We start from the raw sequence: 18,877 nt of genomic DNA, 5'->3' as shown, positions 1-18,877 counted from the left end.
CACCTGGGCGCCGACCTCGCTCTGGGGCTTCAGCAACACCGGGTTCATGTCGGTCGAGGGCGTGAGGCCGCAGGCCCGGGCCTGCAGCGCCTGGGCCCGGCCGATCTCACCGCCCTCGGCGGTGACCGCCGCGTTGTTGGACATGTTCTGGGGCTTGAAGGGCCGCACCTTCAGACCGCGCTTCAGGAAGGCCCGGCCAAGGCCCGCCGTCAGCAGCGACTTGCCGACGTCGGAGCCGGTGCCCTGCAGCATGATGGCCGGCGCGCGGGTCATGGTCCTAGAACTCTATGCCCTTTTGGGCTTTCACGTTCTGCTCCCGGAAGGGGTGCTTCACCAGGGTCATCTCGGTCACCAGGTCGGCGATCTCGATCAGCTCGTCCTTGGCGTTGCGGCCGGTGACAACGATATGAAGGCCTTGCGGCCGATTCTTGAGAACTTCAATGATCTCGTCCCGAGGCAGGTAGTCGTAGCGCAGCACGATGTTAAGCTCGTCCAATACCACCATGTCATACTTGGGATTTTCGCCCCTGCAGGCCTCGATCATCTCCTTGGAGGCCTGCCAGGCCGCCTGGGCGGCGCGGATGTCCCGCGCCCGGTCCTGGGTGTCCCAGGTGAAGCCCTCGCCCATGGTGCGGATCTCGACCTGATCGGGGAAGGCCTCCAGGACCTGGCGCTCGCCGGTCTCCCACTTGCCCTTCACGTACTGGACCACGCCGACCTTCATGCCGTTGCCCAGCGCCCGCACGGCGAGGCCGAAGGCGGCGGTCGACTTGCCCTTGCCCTTGCCGGTGTGAACGATCAGGAGGCCCTTCTCCACCGTCTTGTTGGCGAGCATCTTGTCGCGGGCCGCCTTGCGCTTGCGCGCCTTCTCGTTGGCCCTTTCGTTGATCTCGGCTTCGCTCGGCTGGTCGCTCATCTCGCTTCCTCCATAACTCTACCCGCCAGACTTTCCAGCTCGGCCCGGGCCGAATTGGAGCGCGGCTTCCAGAGGTCCCGCGCCTGGGCCTCGATCAGCCGCTCGGCGATCTCGCGCAGGGCCGCCGGGTTCTTCTCGGCCAGGAAGGCGCGCACCTCCGGGTCTTCCAGATAGGCCTCGTAGACCGCGTCGAAATGGTGGTCGCCGACCACCCGGGCGGTGGCGGCGAAAGCGAAAAGATAGTCCACCGTCGCCGCCATCTCGAAGGCGCCCTTGTAGCCGTGGCGCATGACCCCCGCGATCCATTTGGGGTTGACCACCCGGGCGCGCACAACGCGGGCGATTTCCTCTTCCAGCGTGCGGATCTTCGGGCTTTCGGGACGGGAATGATCGTTGTGGTAGACCCGCGGCCGGGCGCCGGAGAGATGCTCGACCGCTGCCGTCAGCCCGCCTTCGAACTGATAGTAGTCGTCGGAGTCCAGCAGGTCGTGCTCCCGGTTGTCCTGGTTGTGGACCACCGCCTCCACGCTGCCGAGGCGCGCCTCGAAGAGATCCTGCGCCGCCTGCCCGCCGGCGCCGGCACCATAGGCATAGCCGCCCCAGGCCAGATAGGCCCTGGCGAGATCCGCCGTCTCGTGCCAACCACGCTCGTCGATCAGCGCCTGCAGCCCGGCGCCGTAAGCCCCGGGCTTGGAACCGAAGACGCGGAAGCCGGCCCGCCGCTGCGCCTCCTCTTCGGAGGCACCGGCAGCCACCAGGCGGGCCTTGTCGTCGGCCACCTGGGCGGCCAGGGGGTTCTGCTCCGGCGGCTCGTCGAGCGCCGCGACCGCGCGGGCGGCGGAGTCCACCAGGTCGATCTGCGCCGGGAAGGCATCGCGGAAAAACCCGGAGACCCGCAGGGTCACGTCGACGCGCGGCCGGTCCAGCAAGGAAAGCGGCAGGATTTCGAAACCGGTGATGCGGCGCGAGGCCGTCTCCCAGGTCGGCTTCACGCCCATCAGCGCCAGGGCCTGGGCGATGTCGTCACCGCCGGTGCGCATGTTGGCGGTGCCCCAGGCAGAAAGCGCCAGGCGCCGCGGCCAGCCCCCTTCCTCCTGCCGGTGGCGCAGCAACAGCCGTTCGGCGGAGGCCCAGCCGAGCTGCCAGGCCGCCGGGGTCGGCACGGTGCGGGTGTCGACGGAATAGAAGTTGCGTCCCGTCGGCAGCACGTCCAGGCGCCCGCGGGTCGGCGCGCCGGAGGGCCCGGGCGCGACGAAGCGGCCGTCGAGGCCGCGCCGGAGACCGGCAACTTCCGCCGCGCCGGAAGCCGCCACTGCCGGCCGAACCTGTTCCTCGATACGGTCCAGAACAGCCCTCGTTTCCGTCCAGTCCGAGTCGGCAGTTCGGGTACCCGCAACCAGCGCCTGCGCCAGCAGTTCCAGGCGTTCCACGGTGTCGCCCTGGCTGCGCCAGCCGCCCGTTACGTCGAAAGAGGCTGGGCCGAGCGCCTCCGGTCGGGGGCCGCGCCAGGGGTCGCCCAGCACGCAGTCCAACGGATCGAACTCCACCAGGCCGAGATCGCGGGCCAACGCGCGGATCAGGGAGGCATCGCCCCCCTCGCCCCGGCCGCGCGGCAGGCGGGTCAGCGCCACCAACAGATCGGTTTCCTGACCGCCCATCGGCGACTCGCCAAAGATGTGCAGGCCGTCGCGGATCTGCATCTCCTTCAACTCGCAGAGATGGTTGTCGAGCTTGCCAAGCGCGGTCTCGGCATCGTCGCCGCTGGCGATACCGCAGTCCTTGTCGAGGCCGCTGGCCGCCGAAAGCTGCAGGATCTCCTCGCCCAGGACCTTGAGGCGCCGGGGATCGAGACCGGCGGCGTCGTAGTACTCGTCCACCAGGCGCTCCAGCTCCGCCAGCGGGCCATAGGTCTCGGCGCGCGTCAGCGGCGGGGTCAGGTGGTCGACGATCACCGCCTGGGCGCGGCGCTTGGCCTGCGTGCCCTCGCCCGGGTCGTTGACGATAAAGGGATAGAGGTGCGGCAGCGGCCCAAACACCGCCTCCGGGAAGCAGGCTTCCGAAAGCGCCAGCGCCTTGCCGGGCAGCCATTCCATGTTGCCGTGCTTGCCCATGTGGACGACCGCGTGCACGCCCATCGTCTCGCGCAGCCAGGCATAGAAAGCGAGGTAGCCGTGCGGCGGCACCAGGTCAGGGTCGTGATAGCTGGCGACAGGATCGATGTTGTAGCCACGCGCCGGCTGCAGGCCGACGACGACCTTGCCGAGACGAAAGGCCGACAACCGGAAAGCGTCCCCTTCGACAAAAGGATCTTCTGCGGCATCGCCCCAGCGCTCCGCAACGGCCACCTGCACCGCCCGCGGCAGTCGGGCGAAGAAGCGCCGGTAGGTTGCCAGCGGATAACGCTCGCCACCGGGGCGCTCGGAGCGTACCGTCAGGTCGTTGGTGGGCCCCGCCGCCAGCCGTTCGATCAGCGCCTGGCCGTCGGGCGGCAGCTTGCCGGTGTCGTAGCCCTCGGCCTTTAAGGCGCGGAGGACGTTCAGGGTTCCCGCCGGGGTGTCGAGCCCGACACCGTTGCCGAGGCGCCCGTCCTGATTGGGATAGTTGGCGAGGATCAGGGCGACCGAGCGCTTGCCCGCCGGCATGCGGCGCAGCCGCAGCCAGTTGGCGGTCAAGGCCGCGACAAAGTCGATGCGGTCCGCGACGGGTTCGTAGGCGACGACGGAGGTCTGTGTTGCCGGATCGTAGCGCGCCTCCCCCTTGAAGGAGACGGCGCGGGTCAGCACCCGGCCGTCGACCTCCGGCAGAGCGACGTTCATGGCGATGTCGCGGGCTGAGAGGCCCGTCACCCCCTCCGCCCAGACGGCCTGATTGCCGCCGGAGAAGACCACCTGCAGCACCGGCCCGTCACAGGCATTGAAAGGCGTTCTCGCGCGCTCGGCGCCGGGCGCGGTCAGGGCAAAGCCCGTGGCGTTGAGAACGATTTCCGTCTTGGCCTCGGCGAGCAGGGCCGACACCACCTCCCCCGCCTGCGGGTCCTTCAGGCTGCTGCAGTAGAGCGGCAGCGGGTTGACCCCTTGCGCCCGCAGTCCGGTGATGAGCGCGTCGACGGCAGCGAGATTTCCCGCCTGCAGGAGCGCGCGGTAGAAGACAATGGCGGCCACCGGGGCGGCGGCGCGCCAGTGCCGCTGCAGATCCTGCAATGCAGGCTGGGCGGTGCCGGGCCAGTAGAGGCCGGCGCGCAGCAGGGGGCGCGGTTCCTGCCAATTGCTCTGCCGGCCCAGCAGGCTGGCGCCATAGCGCAGGAGATTGAGCGCATTCTCCGGGCCGCCCTCGATGCAGTAGCGCCACAGCCGTAACGCCGCGTCTTCCGCCAGGGTTCCGTAAGCCGAGAGGCCGGGGTCAGGCTGTTCGTCGCCCGGCAGCATGGCCAGGGCAATGCCTTTCTCGCGGCAGGCCGCATGAATTTGCTCGACGCCATAAGGCCAGTAGCTCTCTCCGCCCAGCAGGCGCACGATCACCAGCCGGGCGCCGGAGATCACCTGCTCGACGTAGAGGTCGACCGAAAGGTTGTGGCCGAGCTGCATGAGATTGGCGAGGCGCAGGCTGGGCGCTTCATCATCCAAAGCTGCCTGTGCGGCGGCAAGCGCGGCCAGCTCCGTGTCCGCCGCGGAAAGAAAGACGATGTCGCCCGGCGTCTGGCCGAGGTCCACCGCCTCCGATCCGTCGGCAATGGCCCCCGGCGTCGCCTGCAGCAGGTGCATGGGCTCAGGCCGCCAGCGCGGCCCGGATCGCTGCCTCGTCCAGGCCGGTTTCGCCGATGATCACCAGGCGGGTCCGGCGTGCTTCGTCCGGCCGCCAGTCGCGGTCATAGTGGTGCTGCAGCCGGTCGCCCACGCCCTGCACCACCAGACGCATGGCTTTGCCGGTCACTGCGGCGAAACCCTTGACGCGCAGGATCCCGTGCTCGGCGATGACCGGGAGCAGCCGGTGCACCAGGGTCTCGGGGGCGTCGGTCTCGTCCAGTTCCAGCGAGAAAGAGGTGAAGTCGTCGTGGTCGTGCTCACCCGCCGCATCGATGTGGGAAGGGCGCGAGTCGAGATCGTCCTCCGCCGCCGCATCGAGGCCCAGCAGCACCGACGCATCGACCGCACCGTGCACCGAGCGCACCGTCTTCACCGCCGGGCGCAGATGGCGGGCGACGCTGTTCTCGACGCCGCGCAGATCCGCCTCCGCCAGCATGTCGGTCTTGTTGATCACCACCATGTCGGCGCAGGCAAGCTGCTCCTCGAAGAGCTCCTCCAGCGGCGTATCGTGGTCAAGGGACTCGTCGGCGGCGCGCTGGGCGGCGACAGCATCAGGATCGCCGGCAAAGAGCCCCTCAGCGACGGCCGGGCCGTCGATCATGGTAATGACGCCGTCGACCGTGGTGCGGGTGCGCACCTCCGGCCAGGCAAAGGCCTTTACCAGAGGCTTGGGCAGCGCAAGGCCGGAGGTTTCGATGACGATGTGGTCGGGCGGGTCGGCGCGGTCCAGCAGCGCCTGAATGGTGGGCAGAAAGTCGTCGGCCACTGTGCAGCAGATGCAGCCGTTGGCCAGTTCCACCACGTCGTCTTCGCCGCAGTCTTCGATGCCGCAGCCCTTCAGGATCTCGCCGTCGACGCCCAGGTCACCGAACTCGTTGATCACCAGAGCGATCCGCCGCCCCTTGGCGTTCTGCAGGAGGTGGCGGATCGCCGAGGTCTTGCCGGCGCCCAGAAACCCGGTGATGACGGTTGCGGGAATCTTCCTCTGTTCTTGCATCGTCTCTCCTGCCTCCTGCTGATGGGACGGTTGCCAAGGCGTCACCTGCTGGCGGCTCGGCCAAGCCTCATTAGGGCCCAGAGCGAGTGCCGAAACTGTCTCGGCTGCGACCTCTAAACGCTCAGATGCCGGGCTCGCCGCGGACCCCGGTCAGGCCGCCAAAGCCAAACGGCCTCAGTCGGCCTCCATTGCCTTGACGATGTGCTCGCACATCTTCTTGGCGTCGTCGAAGAGCATCATGGTGTTGTCGCGGAAGAACAGCTCGTTCTGCACACCGGCGTAGCCGCTGGCCATGGAGCGTTTGACGAAAAGTACCGTCCCGGCGTTCTCGACGTCGAGGATCGGCATGCCGTAGATCGGCGATGCCGGATCGGTCTTGGCGGCCGGGTTGGTGATGTCGTTGGCCCCGATGACGAAGGCCACGTCGGTGCCGTTGAAGTCCCGGTTGATCTCGTCCATCTCGAAGACCTCGTCGTAAGGGACGTTGGCTTCGGCGAGCAGCACGTTCATATGGCCGGGCATGCGTCCGGCCACCGGATGGATGGCGTAGCGCACATCGACGCCTTCCTTCTTCAGGAAGTCCGCCATCTCGCGTAAAGCATGCTGGGCCTGGGCGACCGCCATGCCGTAGCCGGGGACGATGATCACCTTGCTGGCGTTCTTCATCAGGAAGGCGGCATCGTCGGCCGAGCCGGCCTTCACCGTGCGGTCCTCGTCGTCGCCAGCCGCAGCGCCCGTGGTCTCGCCGCCGAAGCCGCCGAGGATGACGTTGATGATGGAGCGGTTCATCCCCTTGCACATGATGTAGCTGAGGATGGCACCGGAGGAGCCCACCAGCGCGCCGGTGATGATCAGCAGGTTGTTCTGCAGCGTGAAGCCGATGCCGCAGGCCGCCCAGCCGGAGTAGGAGTTCAGCATGGAGACCACGACCGGCATGTCGGCGCCGCCGATCGGCAGGATCAGGAGAAAGCCGAGCACCAAGGCGATCAGCACGATCAGCCAGAACACCAGGCCCGACTGGCCGAGGCAGAGGGCCACGACCAGCACCACGAGCAGAATGCCAAGGAGGGCGTTCAGCGGGTGCTGCATCGGGAACACCAGCGGCTTGCCGGTCACAAGGCCCTGCAGCTTGGCGAAGGCGACCACGGAGCCGGTGAAGGTGATGGCGCCGATAGCAACACCGAGCGACATCTCGATCAGGCTGGCGATGCCGATGTCGCCGGGCACGCCGAGGCCGTAGGCCTGCGGCTTGTAGAAGGCGGCAGCAGCGACGAAGACCGCCGCCAGACCGACCAGGGAGTGGAAGGCGGCCACGAGCTGCGGCAGCGCCGTCATCTGGATGCGCAGGGCGATCACGGTGCCGATAGCACCGCCGATCAGCATGCCGACGATGATGAGCGCGTAGCTGACGACGCCCGGCATCGCCAGGGTGGTGATGATGGCGATGGCCATGCCGACCATGCCGTAGAGGTTGCCGGCGCGGCTGGTCGTCGGATGCGACAGCCCGCGCAGAGCCATAACGAAGCAGACCGATGCAACGAGGTACAGCAGCGCGGCGAGATCAGCGTTCATGGTTGTCCGGCCCCCTTATTTCTTCTTCTTGAACATGGACAGCATGCGCTGAGTCACGATAAAGCCGCCGAAGATGTTGACCGAGGCCAGGATGACGGCGAGGAAGCCCATGACCTCGCTGAAGCCGAAATCGGCCGGCCCCGCGGCGATCAGGGCGCCGACAATGATCACCGAGGAGATGGCGTTGGTCACCGCCATAAGGGGGGAGTGCAGCGCCGGTGTGACGCGCCAAACCACGTGATAGCCGACGAAAACGGCAAGCACGAAGACCGTGAGGCCGATCACCAGGGAAGAGGTGCCGCCCGCCGCCGTGCTTTCGGCCGAAAGCCGGCTGGCCTCCACCGCGAGGGAGGCGACATCGTTGGCCAGCGCCTGCGCCTCGTTGGCGATCTCCGCAGCCCGTTCGGAGAAAGTCTCGTTTGCCATGACCGTCAGCCTCCTTGTTTATCGCCGCTGGGCTTATCGCTGCCGGGCTCTGGCCCTGACTCGGGTTCAGCCTCCGCCGCCGGGGGTTCGGACGCAGCCTCCTCCGCCGTTGCGGCTTCCGCAGGCGGCGGCGCATCCTTGGGCGCAAGCGCAGGATGAACGAGCTGTCCGTCACGGATGATGCAGGTCTCGGCGACGATCTGGTCTTCCCAATCGATGGCGAGCGCCTTCGACTCCTTGTCGACCAGCAGATCGATGAAGGTGAGGATGTTGCGCGCGTAGAGCGCCGACGCGTCGGCGGCCAGGCGCCCGGGCACGTTCACGTGGCCGACAATCTGCACACCGCCGGTCTCGACGACCTCGCCGGGCTTGGAAAGTTCGCAGTTGCCGCCGGTCTCCACCGCCAGGTCGACGATGACGGAGCCCGGCTTCATGGAGGCGACCATCTCGGCCGACACCAGCTTCGGGGCAGGCCGCCCTGGGATCAGCGCAGTGGTGATCACCATGTCCATCTTCTTGATGGTCTCGGCGATCAGCTCGGCCTGCTTTTTCTGGTACTCCGGGCTCATCTCCTTGGCGTAGCCGCCTGAGGTCTCGGCCTGTTTGAACTCCTCGTCCTCGACGGCCACGAAGCTGGCGCCCAGGCTTTCCACCTGTTCCTTGGCCGCCGGGCGCACGTCGGTGGCCGAGACGATCGCGCCCAGGCGCCGCGCCGTGGCGATCGCCTGCAACCCGGCGACGCCCGCCCCCATGACCAGCACCTTGGCCGGCGGCACGGTGCCAGCCGCCGTCATCATCATCGGAAAAGCGCGGCCATAAACCGCCGCGCCGTCCAGCACCGCCTTATAGCCGGCCAGATTCGACTGCGAGGAGAGCACGTCCATGGACTGGGCACGGGTGATGCGCGGGATCAGGTCCATGGCAAAGGCCGTGACACCGGCCTTCTGGAGAGGCCCCAGTTCGTCCCCGGCCCGAAAGGGGTCGACGATGGAAATCAGCAGCGCACCGGACTTCACGCCCCTCAGCTCGTCCGCCAGAGGACGGCGCACCTTGGCGATCACGTCGGCGTCGCCATAGGCTACCGTCGCATCAGGTGCCACGGTGGCTCCGGCCTTTTCGTAAGCTTCGTCGGTGATGGCTGCGCCCAGGCCGGCGCCGGTCTCGACTGAGACTTCGAAGCCCAGGTTGATCAGCTTCTTGACCGTTTCCGGCGAGGCTGCGACGCGCGCCTCGTCCGGGCGCTGCTCCCTGGGTATCGCGATCTTCATCTGATGGAGTTCCCCTGTCTGCCCCGCGGCCTTGAACAGCCGCGTATAACCACCCGCCTGACCGGAGGACGCCGTCGGGGTGACCCCCAGGATGTGTGACGCCCCTGCCGCACAAAGCCGCCGCCTAAGCGCGTATCAGCATTCCGTGATGCGGCGTCGGGCGGCTCCTTCTTTAATGACTGCCACGCCCCTGGGTTTCAAGCCCTTTTGCCGCGCCGCGGCGGCTGAGGGCGCAGAGCCGGCGGGGGTCGGCCGCCAATGAATGGGATTGGAATAAATTCTCAAGGCACGGGGCCGGCTGCGTCACCGGGCCTGTGGACAAGCCCGATCCCGCCGGATATGCACGGGGCTCAGAGAGCTTCCGCAGGCAGGGGATTCGCGGCATGACGTTTATGGCGGGCACAGATGAGCTCGGCACTCTGCTGGAGCGCGTGGGGCTTTTCATCGTAACCGGGGTCACCAAGTCCGGCACCACCTGGCTTCAGCGGCTGCTCGACAGCCATCCGCAGATTGCCTGTGGTGGGGAGAGCAAACTCAACGTTTTGCTTACTCACCTCGCCCCAGCCATTCGCGAGTACAATACCGCCCTCTCCAAGACCAACGCGAAAATCTACAAACAGGAAGCGGTCTACCGGGAACTGGGCGAGCCCCAACTGCTGACAGCGATGCAGTATTTCTTCCTCGACCGGCTGTCCGCGGTCCAGCACGCGGCTGAGGCTACGGGCAAGAACGGCGCCCTGCGCTGGATCGGCGACAAGGACCCGGACTACAAGCGCCAGCTCGGCACCTGGCGGGCCATCCTGCCGCAGGCCCGGGTCATCTCGACGACCCGGGACGGCAGAGACTGTTTCGTCTCCCTCTGGTTCCACCTCTTTCCGGACCGCGAGCCTCTGGCAGCGGATAACCGCGCGGACTTCGTCGGCCGCATCAAGGGCCATGCCGCCACCTGGCGCGACACCATGGCCAAATTCCAGAAGGACTCGGCAGGCTTTCCCGGCCGCCACTTTTCTCTGCGCTACGAAGCGATGCTGGAAGACACGCCCGCCGAGATGACCCGGCTCTTCGGCTGGCTGGACTGCGATGCCGAGCCCGCCACAATCGAGAAGATCGTCGCACGCAACACCTTCAGCGCCCTCAGCGGCGGGCGGCGGCCCGGCGAGGCTGACGCCCAGAGTTTCCTGCGCAAAGGCATCGCCGGCGACTGGAAGAACCATTTCGATGAGGAATGCAACGCCCTTTACTGCGAGGTTGCAGGCGAAGCCCTAACCGCCGCCGGATACGAGGTCTCATGAACCCCACCTATGTTGTCACCGACATCGAGGTGAACGGACCGACGCCCGGCAGTCACTCGATGCTGGCGTTCGCTTCGGTCGCCATAGACGCCGAGGGCGAGGAGATCGACTTTTTCCAGGCCGTGCTGGCACGCCTGCCGGAGGCCGGCGAAGACCCGGTCACCATGGAGTGGTTCAAGGGCTTTCCAGAAGCCTGGGCGGCGGCGACGCACGACCCCAAACCGCCGGCAGAGGTCATGCAGAGCTACGCCGCCTGGGTGCGCGGCCTGCCCGGCCAGCCGATCTTCGCAGCCCAGCCGCTGGCCTTCGACGGGGCCTGGATCGACTACTACCTCAGGCGCTTCGCCGATATCCGTATGCTCAAGGGTCCCTGGATCGGCGAGCGGCTGTTCTTCACCGCCGGCCTTTGCATCCAGGCCTTCGCCGCCGGGCGGACCGGCCGGGCCTTGCATGAGTGCTCGGCCGAGGCCTTTCCGCCGGAATGGCTGGGCCACGTGCCGCACAACCACATCTCGATCGACGATGCCCGCGGCACCGCGAACCTGCTGAAGACCTTGCTTCAGATCAAGGCACCGGCCGAACGCTAGCGCGTCACCGCCGCGTGGCGCTGTGCAGGTAGAGGATCGCCTCGGTGCGCGAACGCACGCCCAGCTTGCGGAAGAGGTTGGAGGCATGGTTGCGTACGGTGCGCTCCGAAAGGCTGAGCACAGCGGCGATTTCCGGGTTGGACTTGGCCTCGCAGATCAGCGAGAGGATCTCGTTCTCGCGCCGTGACAGACCGCCGAGCCCGTGGGCGTGTCCGCGGCTGATCATCGGGCTGCGTTCCATGAAATCGAGCACGGCTTCCTTGAAGCGCACCCAGGCGGCTTCGTGTTTGAGCACGATGTGGTTGTTGGTCTCCAGCTCCACGAACTCCGCATTGGGCAGCTCGCTGGCGAGCATGCGGCCCTCCCTGAAGGGGATCACCTCATCGCGGTTGGGATGGATCACCAGCACCGGCACGGCAACGCGGCTCAAGAGGTGGCAGACGTCGACGTCAGCGCGCGACTCAAGCAGCCGCCCGGCCATCTCCGCCGTCATGGTCCTGAGGCAGAGGTCGTTGTACCAGTCGACCTGCTCTTCGCTGCCTCCGGGGATGTAGCGACGGGTGATAAGTTCCCGGAACACCGGGTTTTCCAGCTCCCATCCGAGAGCGACCAGGTCGGCGATGGACTTGGCCAGCTTGGCGCCGCGCGGATCGCCGCGCGCGCCCCAGCCCTGCGCATAGCCACCGTAGATAATGATCCGGGACACGCGGTCCGGATACCTGGCGGCATAGGCAATCGCCGTCGCCGCCCCCTTGGAAACCCCCAGGAGATTGACCGGACCGTCGATCCCGGCGGCGTCGATCACCGCCTCCAGATCCTCGACCCAACGGTCGAAGGTCAGGTCCTCCACCTCACGGTCCGAAAGGCCGCAGCCGCGCTCGTCGTAGCGCACGAACTGAAAGTGGGCGGCAAAGAAGTTCACCCAATGCGCCCAGACCGGGCTTTGGAGGTCGTACTCCAGGTGGGTCGGACAGTTGGACGTTTTCACGAGGGGCAGGCCCTCGCCCAAACTCGCCCATCCAATGGCAGTGCCGTCGGCTGAGCGAGCGTAGCGGATACGCTGCTTCACGCCTTTAAGCCCTCACTTGGCTCCCCATGCTGCGGCGACAGCTGACCGCATAGTTATCGCAAAAGAGGGGCGCCGCAAGATGGTGAAACAAAGCAGCAACATATTAGTTCGTCCGACTATCCTTAGGGGGTAGTGCGGAAAGACGCGCGCGCCCGACCGGGCCCTTCCTAGGGCTGCGATCCGCCATGGCGCAGCAGGATCGCCTCCGCCCGGGACCTCACGCCCAGCTTGCGGAAGAGATTGGAGGCGTGGTTGCGCACGGTGCGTTCCGAGAGCCCCAGAGCCTTGGCAATCTCCGGGTTCGATTTGGCCTCGCAGATCAAGGCCAGGATTTCCCGCTCACGCGGCGACAGCCCCGCCAGTGCGGCGTCGCTCGTTTCCCCGCGCTGTGGCGTCTGCTCCATGAAGTCGAGCACGGCCTCCTTGAAGTGCGACCAGGCCGGCTCCGGCTTCAGCAGGATGTGATTGCGGGAGTCCAGGCTGACGAATTCGGCATTCGGCAAATCGGCAGCGAGGCCACGGCCCTGGGCAAGGGGGACGACCTCGTCGCCAGCGGCATGCAGAACCTGAACCGGAACCTGCACCTGGGAAATCAACGGGCCCAAGTCGACGTCAGCACGGGCACTCAAGAGGCGCGCAGCAGTCTGCGCCTCGACAGTCTTGCAGCAGAGATCGTTGAACCAGGCGATCTGCTCCGGCGTTCCTGCCGGAATGAAGCGCTTGGTAAAGAGCTCCCGAAAAACCGGGTTTTCAAGATCCCAGCCCAAAGCAATGACATCGGCGATGGAGCGGTAAAGCTTCGCCCCTTGCGGATCGCCGCGTACGCGCCAGCCTTGCGAATAGCCGCCGTAGACAATAACCCGCGATACCCGTTCAGGATGGCGCGCCGCATAGGCCAATGCGGTTGCAGCTCCTTGGGAGACGCCGAGCAAGGCAACCGGTCCTTCAAGCCCCGCCGCTTCGATAACAGCCTCGAGATCCTCGATCCAGCGTTCGAAAGACAGGTCCCCGGCATCGCGCTGGGTCAGCCCGCAGCCCCGCTCGTCGTAGCGCACGAATTGAAAATGCGCGGCAAAGAAGTGCACCCAGTGCGACCAGACCGGGCTTTCCAGATCGTATTCGAGATGGGTCAGCCAGTTGGCCGCCTTGACCAATGGCTGCCCCCGGCCGGCCGAGGCCCAGGCCAGCGAGGTCCCGTCTTTGGATCGGGCGAACCTAATACGCTGTTTCAACTTTTCCGACACATCCAACACACGATCCGGCGTGTGAAATCGCCTGAGAACCACCCTTTTCCCATCAAGCCGGGACAGCTGTACCGGTTGGGAGGAAGAAATCAAGGCGAACCGGGACAGCTGCCCGATTTCCCGGACCAGGGCCTTCGGCGATACCTGTCCGCGCCGCCGGTCCGAGGCCCAGCCACCGCCATGACCCTTCGCCATGACCATTCTACGTAAAGCGCTGCCCTTCGCACGCCTGGATTCCGATCACCCGGTGCCGGTCGTGGCGTTGCACTGTTCGGGCTCCGACGCGCGGCAATGGCGCCATCTGGCCGCCAGCCTGGACCTGCCGTTCCACCTGATCGCCCCGAGCTTCCTGGGCGCCGACGGCCGGCTTGACTGGCACGGTGCGCACCCCTTCGCCCTGGCGGACGAAGCCGCCCCGATCCTCGAGCGGATCGATGCCTTGAACGCACCCTTTCATCTGATCGGTCATTCCTATGGCGGCGGTGTCGCCCTGCACATCGCCCTGCAGCGCCCTCATGCCGTCACCAGCATGACGCTCTACGAACCTTCGGCTTTTCACCTGCTGAAAGCGGCCGGCGCCGCTGAGGAAGCGAGCTTCTCGGAGATTCGCGCGGTCGCTGAAGTCACGGCGCAGGGTGTTGCCAGCGGAGATTACCGCGGCGCCGCAACGCACTTCGTCGATTACTGGAGCGGCGAAGGGGCCTGGGCGGCCCTGCGGCCCTCTCTACAGGAAGTCCTCACAAGCTGGCTGCCAAAGGCACCGCTCGACTTTCATGCGTTGATCGAAGAACCGACGGCGCTGTCGTCGTATCGCCGCCTTGAGTTTCCGGTCCTGCTGCTCCGCGGCTCCCTGGCGCCACCGCCGACGGCAGCCGTGATCCGGCTTCTCCACAGCGTGCTGCCCCGCTCCAGCATCGAGACAGTTGCCGGCGCCGGGCACATGGGGCCGATCACGCACGCAGAAGACGTGAGCCGTCACATCCTGCGCTTTCTTCAGGTCAACCAGAAACCAACGGCCCCTCCGCCTGCGGGCGACGCGGCGTCGGGGCGCCCGGAAAGATGATCCGAGATTCAGGAGACAACCATGCAGAGCCATACGGAAACCCAGATCGCCGATAGCGACCGCGCGCGTTTTGCGCGCTGTATCGAAGCCTCCAAGCGTGTCAACTGGGACATCGACCGCGACGTGATTCGCGGTCGCGCCTTCGACATGGACGAGACCTTCCTGCCCCAGGGTCTGAGCAAGGTGCAGGAACTGGGCTTCCTCACCGCCGCCGAACAACGCTTCCTGAGCCAGATCCAAGGCCGCACCTATGCCTACATCTTCGGGCTGGTGGAGCGCTTCATCAACGCCAAGGTGCTCGATCTCAGCCGCGCCCATGCCCTGGGCGATCAGACCGCGCTGGAAGCCCTGGTCCGCTTCAGTGAAGAAGAACTGAAACACCAGGAGCTGTTTCGCCGCATCGAAGCGCTGGCCGAGGAGCAGATGCCCGAGGGCTACAAGCAGGCCGGCGACCCGGACGCCATCGCCGACGCCGTCCTCAGCATGGAGTCCTGGGCTGTGCTGATGCTGACTCTTCACATCGAGCTTTTTACCCAGCTGCACTATCGCGAGAGCCTGGAGCCGGACGAGAGCCTCTCGCCCCTCTTCAAGGACGTCTTCCTGTTCCATTGGAAGGAAGAGAGCCAGCACGCGATCATGGACGAATTGGAGCTGCGCCGCCTCGATGCGAAGCTGAGCGATGCGGAACGCGACAAGGCCGTCGACGACTTCATCGCCCTTGTCGGTGCCGTCGACGGGCTGCTGCAGCTCCAGGCCGCCGAGGATACGCGCTACTTCCTGGAGACCTGCGGACGCAGCCTGAGCAAAGCCGAGAAGGAAGCCGTCGGCGCGGGCGTACTGAAGGCCTACCGCTGGCAGTACATCCTTTCCGGCGCCCAGCATCGACCCTTCCAGCGCATTCTCGGCGACCTCATCACCGAAGCGCAGGCGCAGCGCGTGAACCAGGCGCTCAGTCCGCTGATGGCCGCGTAGACAAGACAGAGGACTTACGGACGAAAGGGGGCGGGCCGCCGGCAGAAGCTGCGGCCCGCCTCGACGCACACACTTGGGGATGATCAATGAGCCGTCGATACGAGAGCATACTGGAGACCATCGGGCGCACACCGGCCGTGCGCATTCGCAAACTGGGGCCGGACGGCGTGAAGCTCTACGCCAAGCTTGAGGCCTTCAACCCGATGGCCTCGGTGAAGGACCGCCTGGCCCTGGGGGTGATCGAAGATGCCGAGCGGCGCGGGCTGCTCAAGCCCGGCCAGACCGTCATCGAAGCGACCAGCGGCAACACCGGCATCGGTCTCGCCATGGTCTGCGCCAGCAAAGGCTATCCCCTGGTGGTCACCATGGCGGAAAACTTCAGCGTCGAACGCCGCAAGCTGCTGCGCTTTTTCGGCGCCAAGGTGGTGCTGACGCCGGCTGCGGAAAAAGGCAGCGGCATGCTGGTCAAGGCCGAGGAGCTGGCGCAGACCCACGGCTGGTTCCTCTGCCGCCAGTTCGAAAACGAGGCCAATGCCGAGATGCACTCGCGGACCACGGCCCAGGAGATTCTCGCCGACTTCGCCGATTGCGGTCTCGACTACTGGGTGACCGGCTCCGGCACCGGGGGGACCCTGAAGGGCGTCGCGCGCGTGCTGGCGGCTGAGAGCCCGAAGACCAAGGTCGTTGTCTGCGAACCGGACAACGCCCAGGTCCTGGGCAGCGGCGTCAGCCAGCAGCGCAACGCCGACGGCAGCCCCAGCGCCAGCCATCCGCATTTCCGCCCTCACCTGATGCAGGGCTGGAGCCCCGACTTCATTCCGCGCCTGACCGAGGCCGCCCTGGACGCCAGGCACGTCGACCGGATCATCCCTGTGGACGGCAACGAGTCTCTGCGCCTGTCGCGCGCTCTGGCGCGCGAGGAGGGCATCTTCACCGGGATCAGCGGCGGCGCGACCCTGGCCGGCGCCTTGGAAGTCTGCCGCACCGCACCTGCCGGCAGCACCGTGCTCTGCATGCTGCCCGACACCGGCGAGCGCTATCTCAGCACGATGCTGTTCGAGGATATTCCGGAGGACATGACCGAGGAAGAGGTCGCCCTCTCCCGCACCACGCCGTCGGCGCGCTTCGACAGCACGACGCCCAGCGCCCCCGCCCAGCAGACCGCCAACGGCGCTGCCGCGAAGCCCGCCGAGGAGAGCGATGCCGAGGCAACGGCCTATCTGGCGCAGGCGGTCGGCGACCCGACGGAGCCGGTGGTCATGTTCGCACTGGAGTGGTGCGAGTTCTGCTGGTCCGTGCGGCGCTTTTTCGCAAGGCTTCGGATCCCCTATCGCTCCGTCGATCTGGACTCGGTCGCCCTGCAGGCCGACGATCTGGGCGGCCGGATCCGCCGGGCCCTCAACGCCCGCACCGGCTGCGTCACCATTCCACAGATCTTCGTCGGCGGGCGCTTTATCGGCGGCTGCACCGAACTCTTCGAAGCCTACGAAGACGGCAGCCTCCAGGTCCTGCTGTCCGATGCCAAGATCACCTTCAAGACAGACATCGACTTAAACCCCAAGGAGCTCTTTCCCTCCTGGGTCCAGCCGCGTCAACGCCAACACTCGGGAGAGGCACAAGACGCCTAGGAGCGCCATGGCAATACCACTGCAGGCCATCGAGAAAGAAGAGGCCTTTCAACGCCTTCTGTACAGAAGCGTCACACTGCAAAAGGCCGTGCCCGGCGCCTTGCTGCGCATCGAGTCGCCCGGCTTCACCTGGGCCGGCGCCGCCGGGCTGCGGGATCGGGTCTCGGGCGCGCCGCTGCGGCCGGGCGATGCCTTTCACGCAGCCAGCATCACCAAAATGTTCACCGCCACTCTCTGCCTGCTGCTCGCTGAGGAGGGCGTGCTCGATCTCGACCGTGGTATAGGCGCCTACCTGCCCAATACCCTGCTCGGCGGTCTGCATGTGGTCCGCGGCCTCGACCGCGGATGCTTCATTACGCTGCGCCAACTGCTGGGACACACCAGCGGTCTCGCAGACTGTTTCAGCGATGGAAAACCTCTCGAAGACGGCCGCTCGCCCTTCATGGCCGAACTCATGGAAGACCCGGAGCGGCTCTGGCAGCCACCGGAGGTGATCGACTGGACCCGGGAGCACCTGACCGCCCACTTTGCCCCCGCCGGCGGCTGGCACTACTGCGACACAGGCTTTGTGCTCGCCGGACTGGTGATTGAAGCCGTGACCGGGATGCCCCTGCACCAGGCCTACCGCGCCAAGATCTTCCGCCCCCTGGCAATGAACGAAACCTACCTGCTGTTCCGCGAGGCACCGCCGAGCTTCACGGCTGCGGTGGTCTCACAGCCTTACGTGGGCGCTCTTCACTACGGCGGTATGCGCAGCATATCAGCCGACTGGGCGGGCGGCGGCCTGGTAACCACCGCGGCGGACCTCGCACGCTTTCTGCGCGCCTTTGCGGAGGACCGGGTCTTTCGCGACCGCAGAAGCCGCCAGCATATGATGGCTTGGCGTGCCACCGGGGAACATGGCGTCTCCTATGGTCTGGGCATGCGCCACTTCAACCTCGAGGACCTCGGCGCGCCGGGCTTCGGCGAGCTCTGGGGGCACACGGGCTTTCTGAAAGGCTTCATGTTGTACTGGCCGGCCGCCGATGCCGTCATCTGCGGCACGGAGAACCAGAGCGATGCAGCGGGTGTCTTTTCCCTGCTGCGGCCGGCCTCTTCCCTGGTGCCGGCGGTGCTGCGCCTGCTCGCACCCGGTTAGGGCGTCTGCTCTGCGGGATAGAGAATGAAGCCGCTGTTGACGTCATCCTGATCGTCGTCGAGGCGCTGGCTCTTGTCGATTTCCATGGTATCGGGCACCGGGCCCATACCCTTCATGCGGATTTCCGCTTCCAGATCGAAGAGGGCGAGCTTCTCAGCCGTCGTCTGATCGCCTGCGGCCACCGTGCGCACGACATAGAATCCCAACTGCTCGTCGTCACCTGAGTCGCCCGGGACGGAGAGATACTCTCCGCGCAGCACGACGCAGAAGCGCGGCAGCCTGTCCAGGTTCTGCCCTTGGATGGCGGCGTAATCCGGCATTTGAAACAATTGGCTGTTGATGACATCGACCGTCCCCTATTTGATAGAACCAGGGTTAAGGCTTCGATAAAGGGGCGAAGCATGCTGGAGACCGAAACACAGCCGGTCATCGAGAGCGCCATGACCATCGTGCCGGTCAGCGACGTCGCGCGCAGCGTTGCGTTCTACACCGAGACCCTGGGGTTCGAGACCCGATTCCTGGCCGAGGACGCCAGCCTCGCCATCGTCATGCGCGAACCGGCCGTCGGCCTGCAGTTGCTCCACTGCGACGATCCGAAAGCCCTGGAGGCCACTGCCAACAACATCGCGATCTACTTCCACGTTCGCGGCCTCGATGCCCTCTACGAGGATCTGCGGGCCAAACTTGAGACCCTACCGCAGGGTCGGCTGCGCCCGCCCTTCGATCAACCCTACGGCATGCGCGAATTTCACGTAAAAGACCCTGACGGCTGCCTGCTGTTTTTCGGTGAGGAGGTTTGAGCCAAGCGCGCCGAGCCCGATGCCGCAGGGTCAAGGCTGTTTGTCGGTACCGATTGTTTGAAAGCCTCCGAATTGGCTGCGCGATGTGATGAGCCGTAGCCA

The 18,877-nt window shown here is 66.2% G+C and carries 16 protein-coding genes and 1 pseudogene; 7 read left to right on the top strand and 10 right to left on the bottom strand.

Going from position 1 to position 18,877, the window contains the following annotated elements:
- From Q0982_RS10940 to Q0982_RS10910, 7 genes and pseudogenes are all read right to left on the bottom strand, one after another.
- A pseudogene (locus tag Q0982_RS10940) lies at nt 1-273 on the bottom strand (AAA family ATPase); the annotation flags it as partial.
- A 4-nt stretch (nt 274-277) separates the two neighbouring features.
- Nucleotides 278-916: a cob(I)yrinic acid a,c-diamide adenosyltransferase gene (gene cobO, locus Q0982_RS10935; protein ID WP_299395301.1), complete on the bottom strand. Its 639-nt coding sequence runs from the start codon at nt 914-916 to the stop codon at nt 278-280.
- Nucleotides 913-4,677, bottom strand: a complete 3,765-nt coding sequence (gene cobN, locus Q0982_RS10930) for a cobaltochelatase subunit CobN (protein ID WP_299395298.1) — start codon at nt 4,675-4,677, stop codon at nt 913-915. The genes cobO and cobN overlap by 4 nt, the downstream gene beginning before the upstream one ends.
- Before the next feature lie 4 nt (nt 4,678-4,681).
- Nucleotides 4,682-5,716, bottom strand: a complete 1,035-nt coding sequence (gene cobW, locus Q0982_RS10925) for a cobalamin biosynthesis protein CobW (RefSeq protein WP_299395296.1) — start codon at nt 5,714-5,716, stop codon at nt 4,682-4,684.
- 174 nt (nt 5,717-5,890) lie between these two features.
- Complete coding sequence (locus tag Q0982_RS10920) at nt 5,891-7,288, bottom strand: NAD(P)(+) transhydrogenase (Re/Si-specific) subunit beta (protein WP_299395294.1); 1,398 nt, start codon at nt 7,286-7,288, stop codon at nt 5,891-5,893.
- A gap of 15 nt (nt 7,289-7,303) precedes the next feature.
- The gene (locus Q0982_RS10915) at nt 7,304-7,714 is read right to left on the bottom strand and encodes an NAD(P) transhydrogenase subunit alpha (RefSeq protein ID WP_299395292.1); all 411 of its coding nucleotides are present in this window, start codon (nt 7,712-7,714) and stop codon (nt 7,304-7,306) included.
- A gap of 5 nt (nt 7,715-7,719) precedes the next feature.
- Nucleotides 7,720-8,982 carry a Re/Si-specific NAD(P)(+) transhydrogenase subunit alpha gene (locus tag Q0982_RS10910; protein WP_299395289.1) on the bottom strand — a complete coding sequence of 421 codons (1,263 nt, stop codon included), beginning with the start codon at nt 8,980-8,982 and terminating at the stop codon, nt 7,720-7,722.
- A 383-nt stretch (nt 8,983-9,365) separates the two neighbouring features.
- On the opposite strand from Q0982_RS10910, the gene Q0982_RS10905 reads away from it, so the two are divergent.
- Both Q0982_RS10905 and Q0982_RS10900 read left to right on the top strand, forming a co-directional pair.
- Nucleotides 9,366-10,274 carry a sulfotransferase gene (locus Q0982_RS10905; protein ID WP_299395287.1) on the top strand — a complete coding sequence of 303 codons (909 nt, stop codon included), beginning with the start codon at nt 9,366-9,368 and terminating at the stop codon, nt 10,272-10,274.
- The gene (locus tag Q0982_RS10900) at nt 10,271-10,861 is read left to right on the top strand and encodes a DNA polymerase III subunit epsilon (RefSeq protein WP_299395285.1); all 591 of its coding nucleotides are present in this window, start codon (nt 10,271-10,273) and stop codon (nt 10,859-10,861) included. The genes Q0982_RS10905 and Q0982_RS10900 overlap by 4 nt, the downstream gene beginning before the upstream one ends.
- A 4-nt stretch (nt 10,862-10,865) precedes the next feature.
- On the opposite strand, the gene Q0982_RS10895 is transcribed toward Q0982_RS10900, so the two are convergent.
- The gene (locus Q0982_RS10895) at nt 10,866-11,849 is read right to left on the bottom strand and encodes an alpha/beta fold hydrolase (RefSeq protein WP_299395283.1); all 984 of its coding nucleotides are present in this window, start codon (nt 11,847-11,849) and stop codon (nt 10,866-10,868) included.
- A gap of 248 nt (nt 11,850-12,097) precedes the next feature.
- The gene (locus Q0982_RS10890) at nt 12,098-13,084 is read right to left on the bottom strand and encodes an alpha/beta fold hydrolase (RefSeq protein ID WP_299395282.1); all 987 of its coding nucleotides are present in this window, start codon (nt 13,082-13,084) and stop codon (nt 12,098-12,100) included.
- 283 nt (nt 13,085-13,367) lie between these two features.
- On the opposite strand from Q0982_RS10890, the gene Q0982_RS10885 reads away from it, so the two are divergent.
- From Q0982_RS10885 to Q0982_RS10865, 4 genes are all read left to right on the top strand, one after another.
- Nucleotides 13,368-14,237: an alpha/beta fold hydrolase gene (locus Q0982_RS10885; protein WP_299395280.1), complete on the top strand. Its 870-nt coding sequence runs from the start codon at nt 13,368-13,370 to the stop codon at nt 14,235-14,237.
- A 21-nt stretch (nt 14,238-14,258) separates the two neighbouring features.
- Entirely contained in the window at nt 14,259-15,209 is a 951-nt protein-coding gene (locus Q0982_RS10880; RefSeq protein WP_299395277.1) for a hypothetical protein, read from the top strand.
- Nucleotides 15,210-15,295: 86 nt separating this feature from the next.
- Nucleotides 15,296-16,837, top strand: a complete 1,542-nt coding sequence (locus Q0982_RS10875; protein ID WP_322097005.1) for a pyridoxal-phosphate dependent enzyme — start codon at nt 15,296-15,298, stop codon at nt 16,835-16,837.
- Between the two features lie 7 nt (nt 16,838-16,844).
- Complete coding sequence (locus Q0982_RS10865; RefSeq protein ID WP_299395276.1) at nt 16,845-17,975, top strand: serine hydrolase; 1,131 nt, start codon at nt 16,845-16,847, stop codon at nt 17,973-17,975.
- Here Q0982_RS10865 and Q0982_RS10860 read toward each other — a convergent pair.
- On the bottom strand, nt 17,972-18,295 hold the full coding sequence (locus Q0982_RS10860; protein WP_299395273.1) for a hypothetical protein: 324 nt from the start codon (nt 18,293-18,295) through the stop codon (nt 17,972-17,974). The two genes, Q0982_RS10865 and Q0982_RS10860, sit on opposite strands and share 4 nt — an antisense overlap.
- Nucleotides 18,296-18,376: 81 nt before the next feature.
- On the opposite strand from Q0982_RS10860, the gene Q0982_RS10855 reads away from it, so the two are divergent.
- Nucleotides 18,377-18,775, top strand: coding sequence for a VOC family protein (locus tag Q0982_RS10855; protein WP_299395271.1), 399 nt, complete (start codon nt 18,377-18,379; stop codon nt 18,773-18,775).
- Nucleotides 18,776-18,877: the final 102 nt, after the last annotated feature.

The sequence above is a fragment of the Pelagibius sp. genome (assembly GCF_028281305.1).
Taxonomy (GTDB): Bacteria; Pseudomonadota; Alphaproteobacteria; order Kiloniellales; family Kiloniellaceae; genus Pelagibius.
The sequence above is the reverse complement of the archived record's forward strand: the minus strand, read 5'-3'. Positions and strand labels throughout refer to the sequence as shown.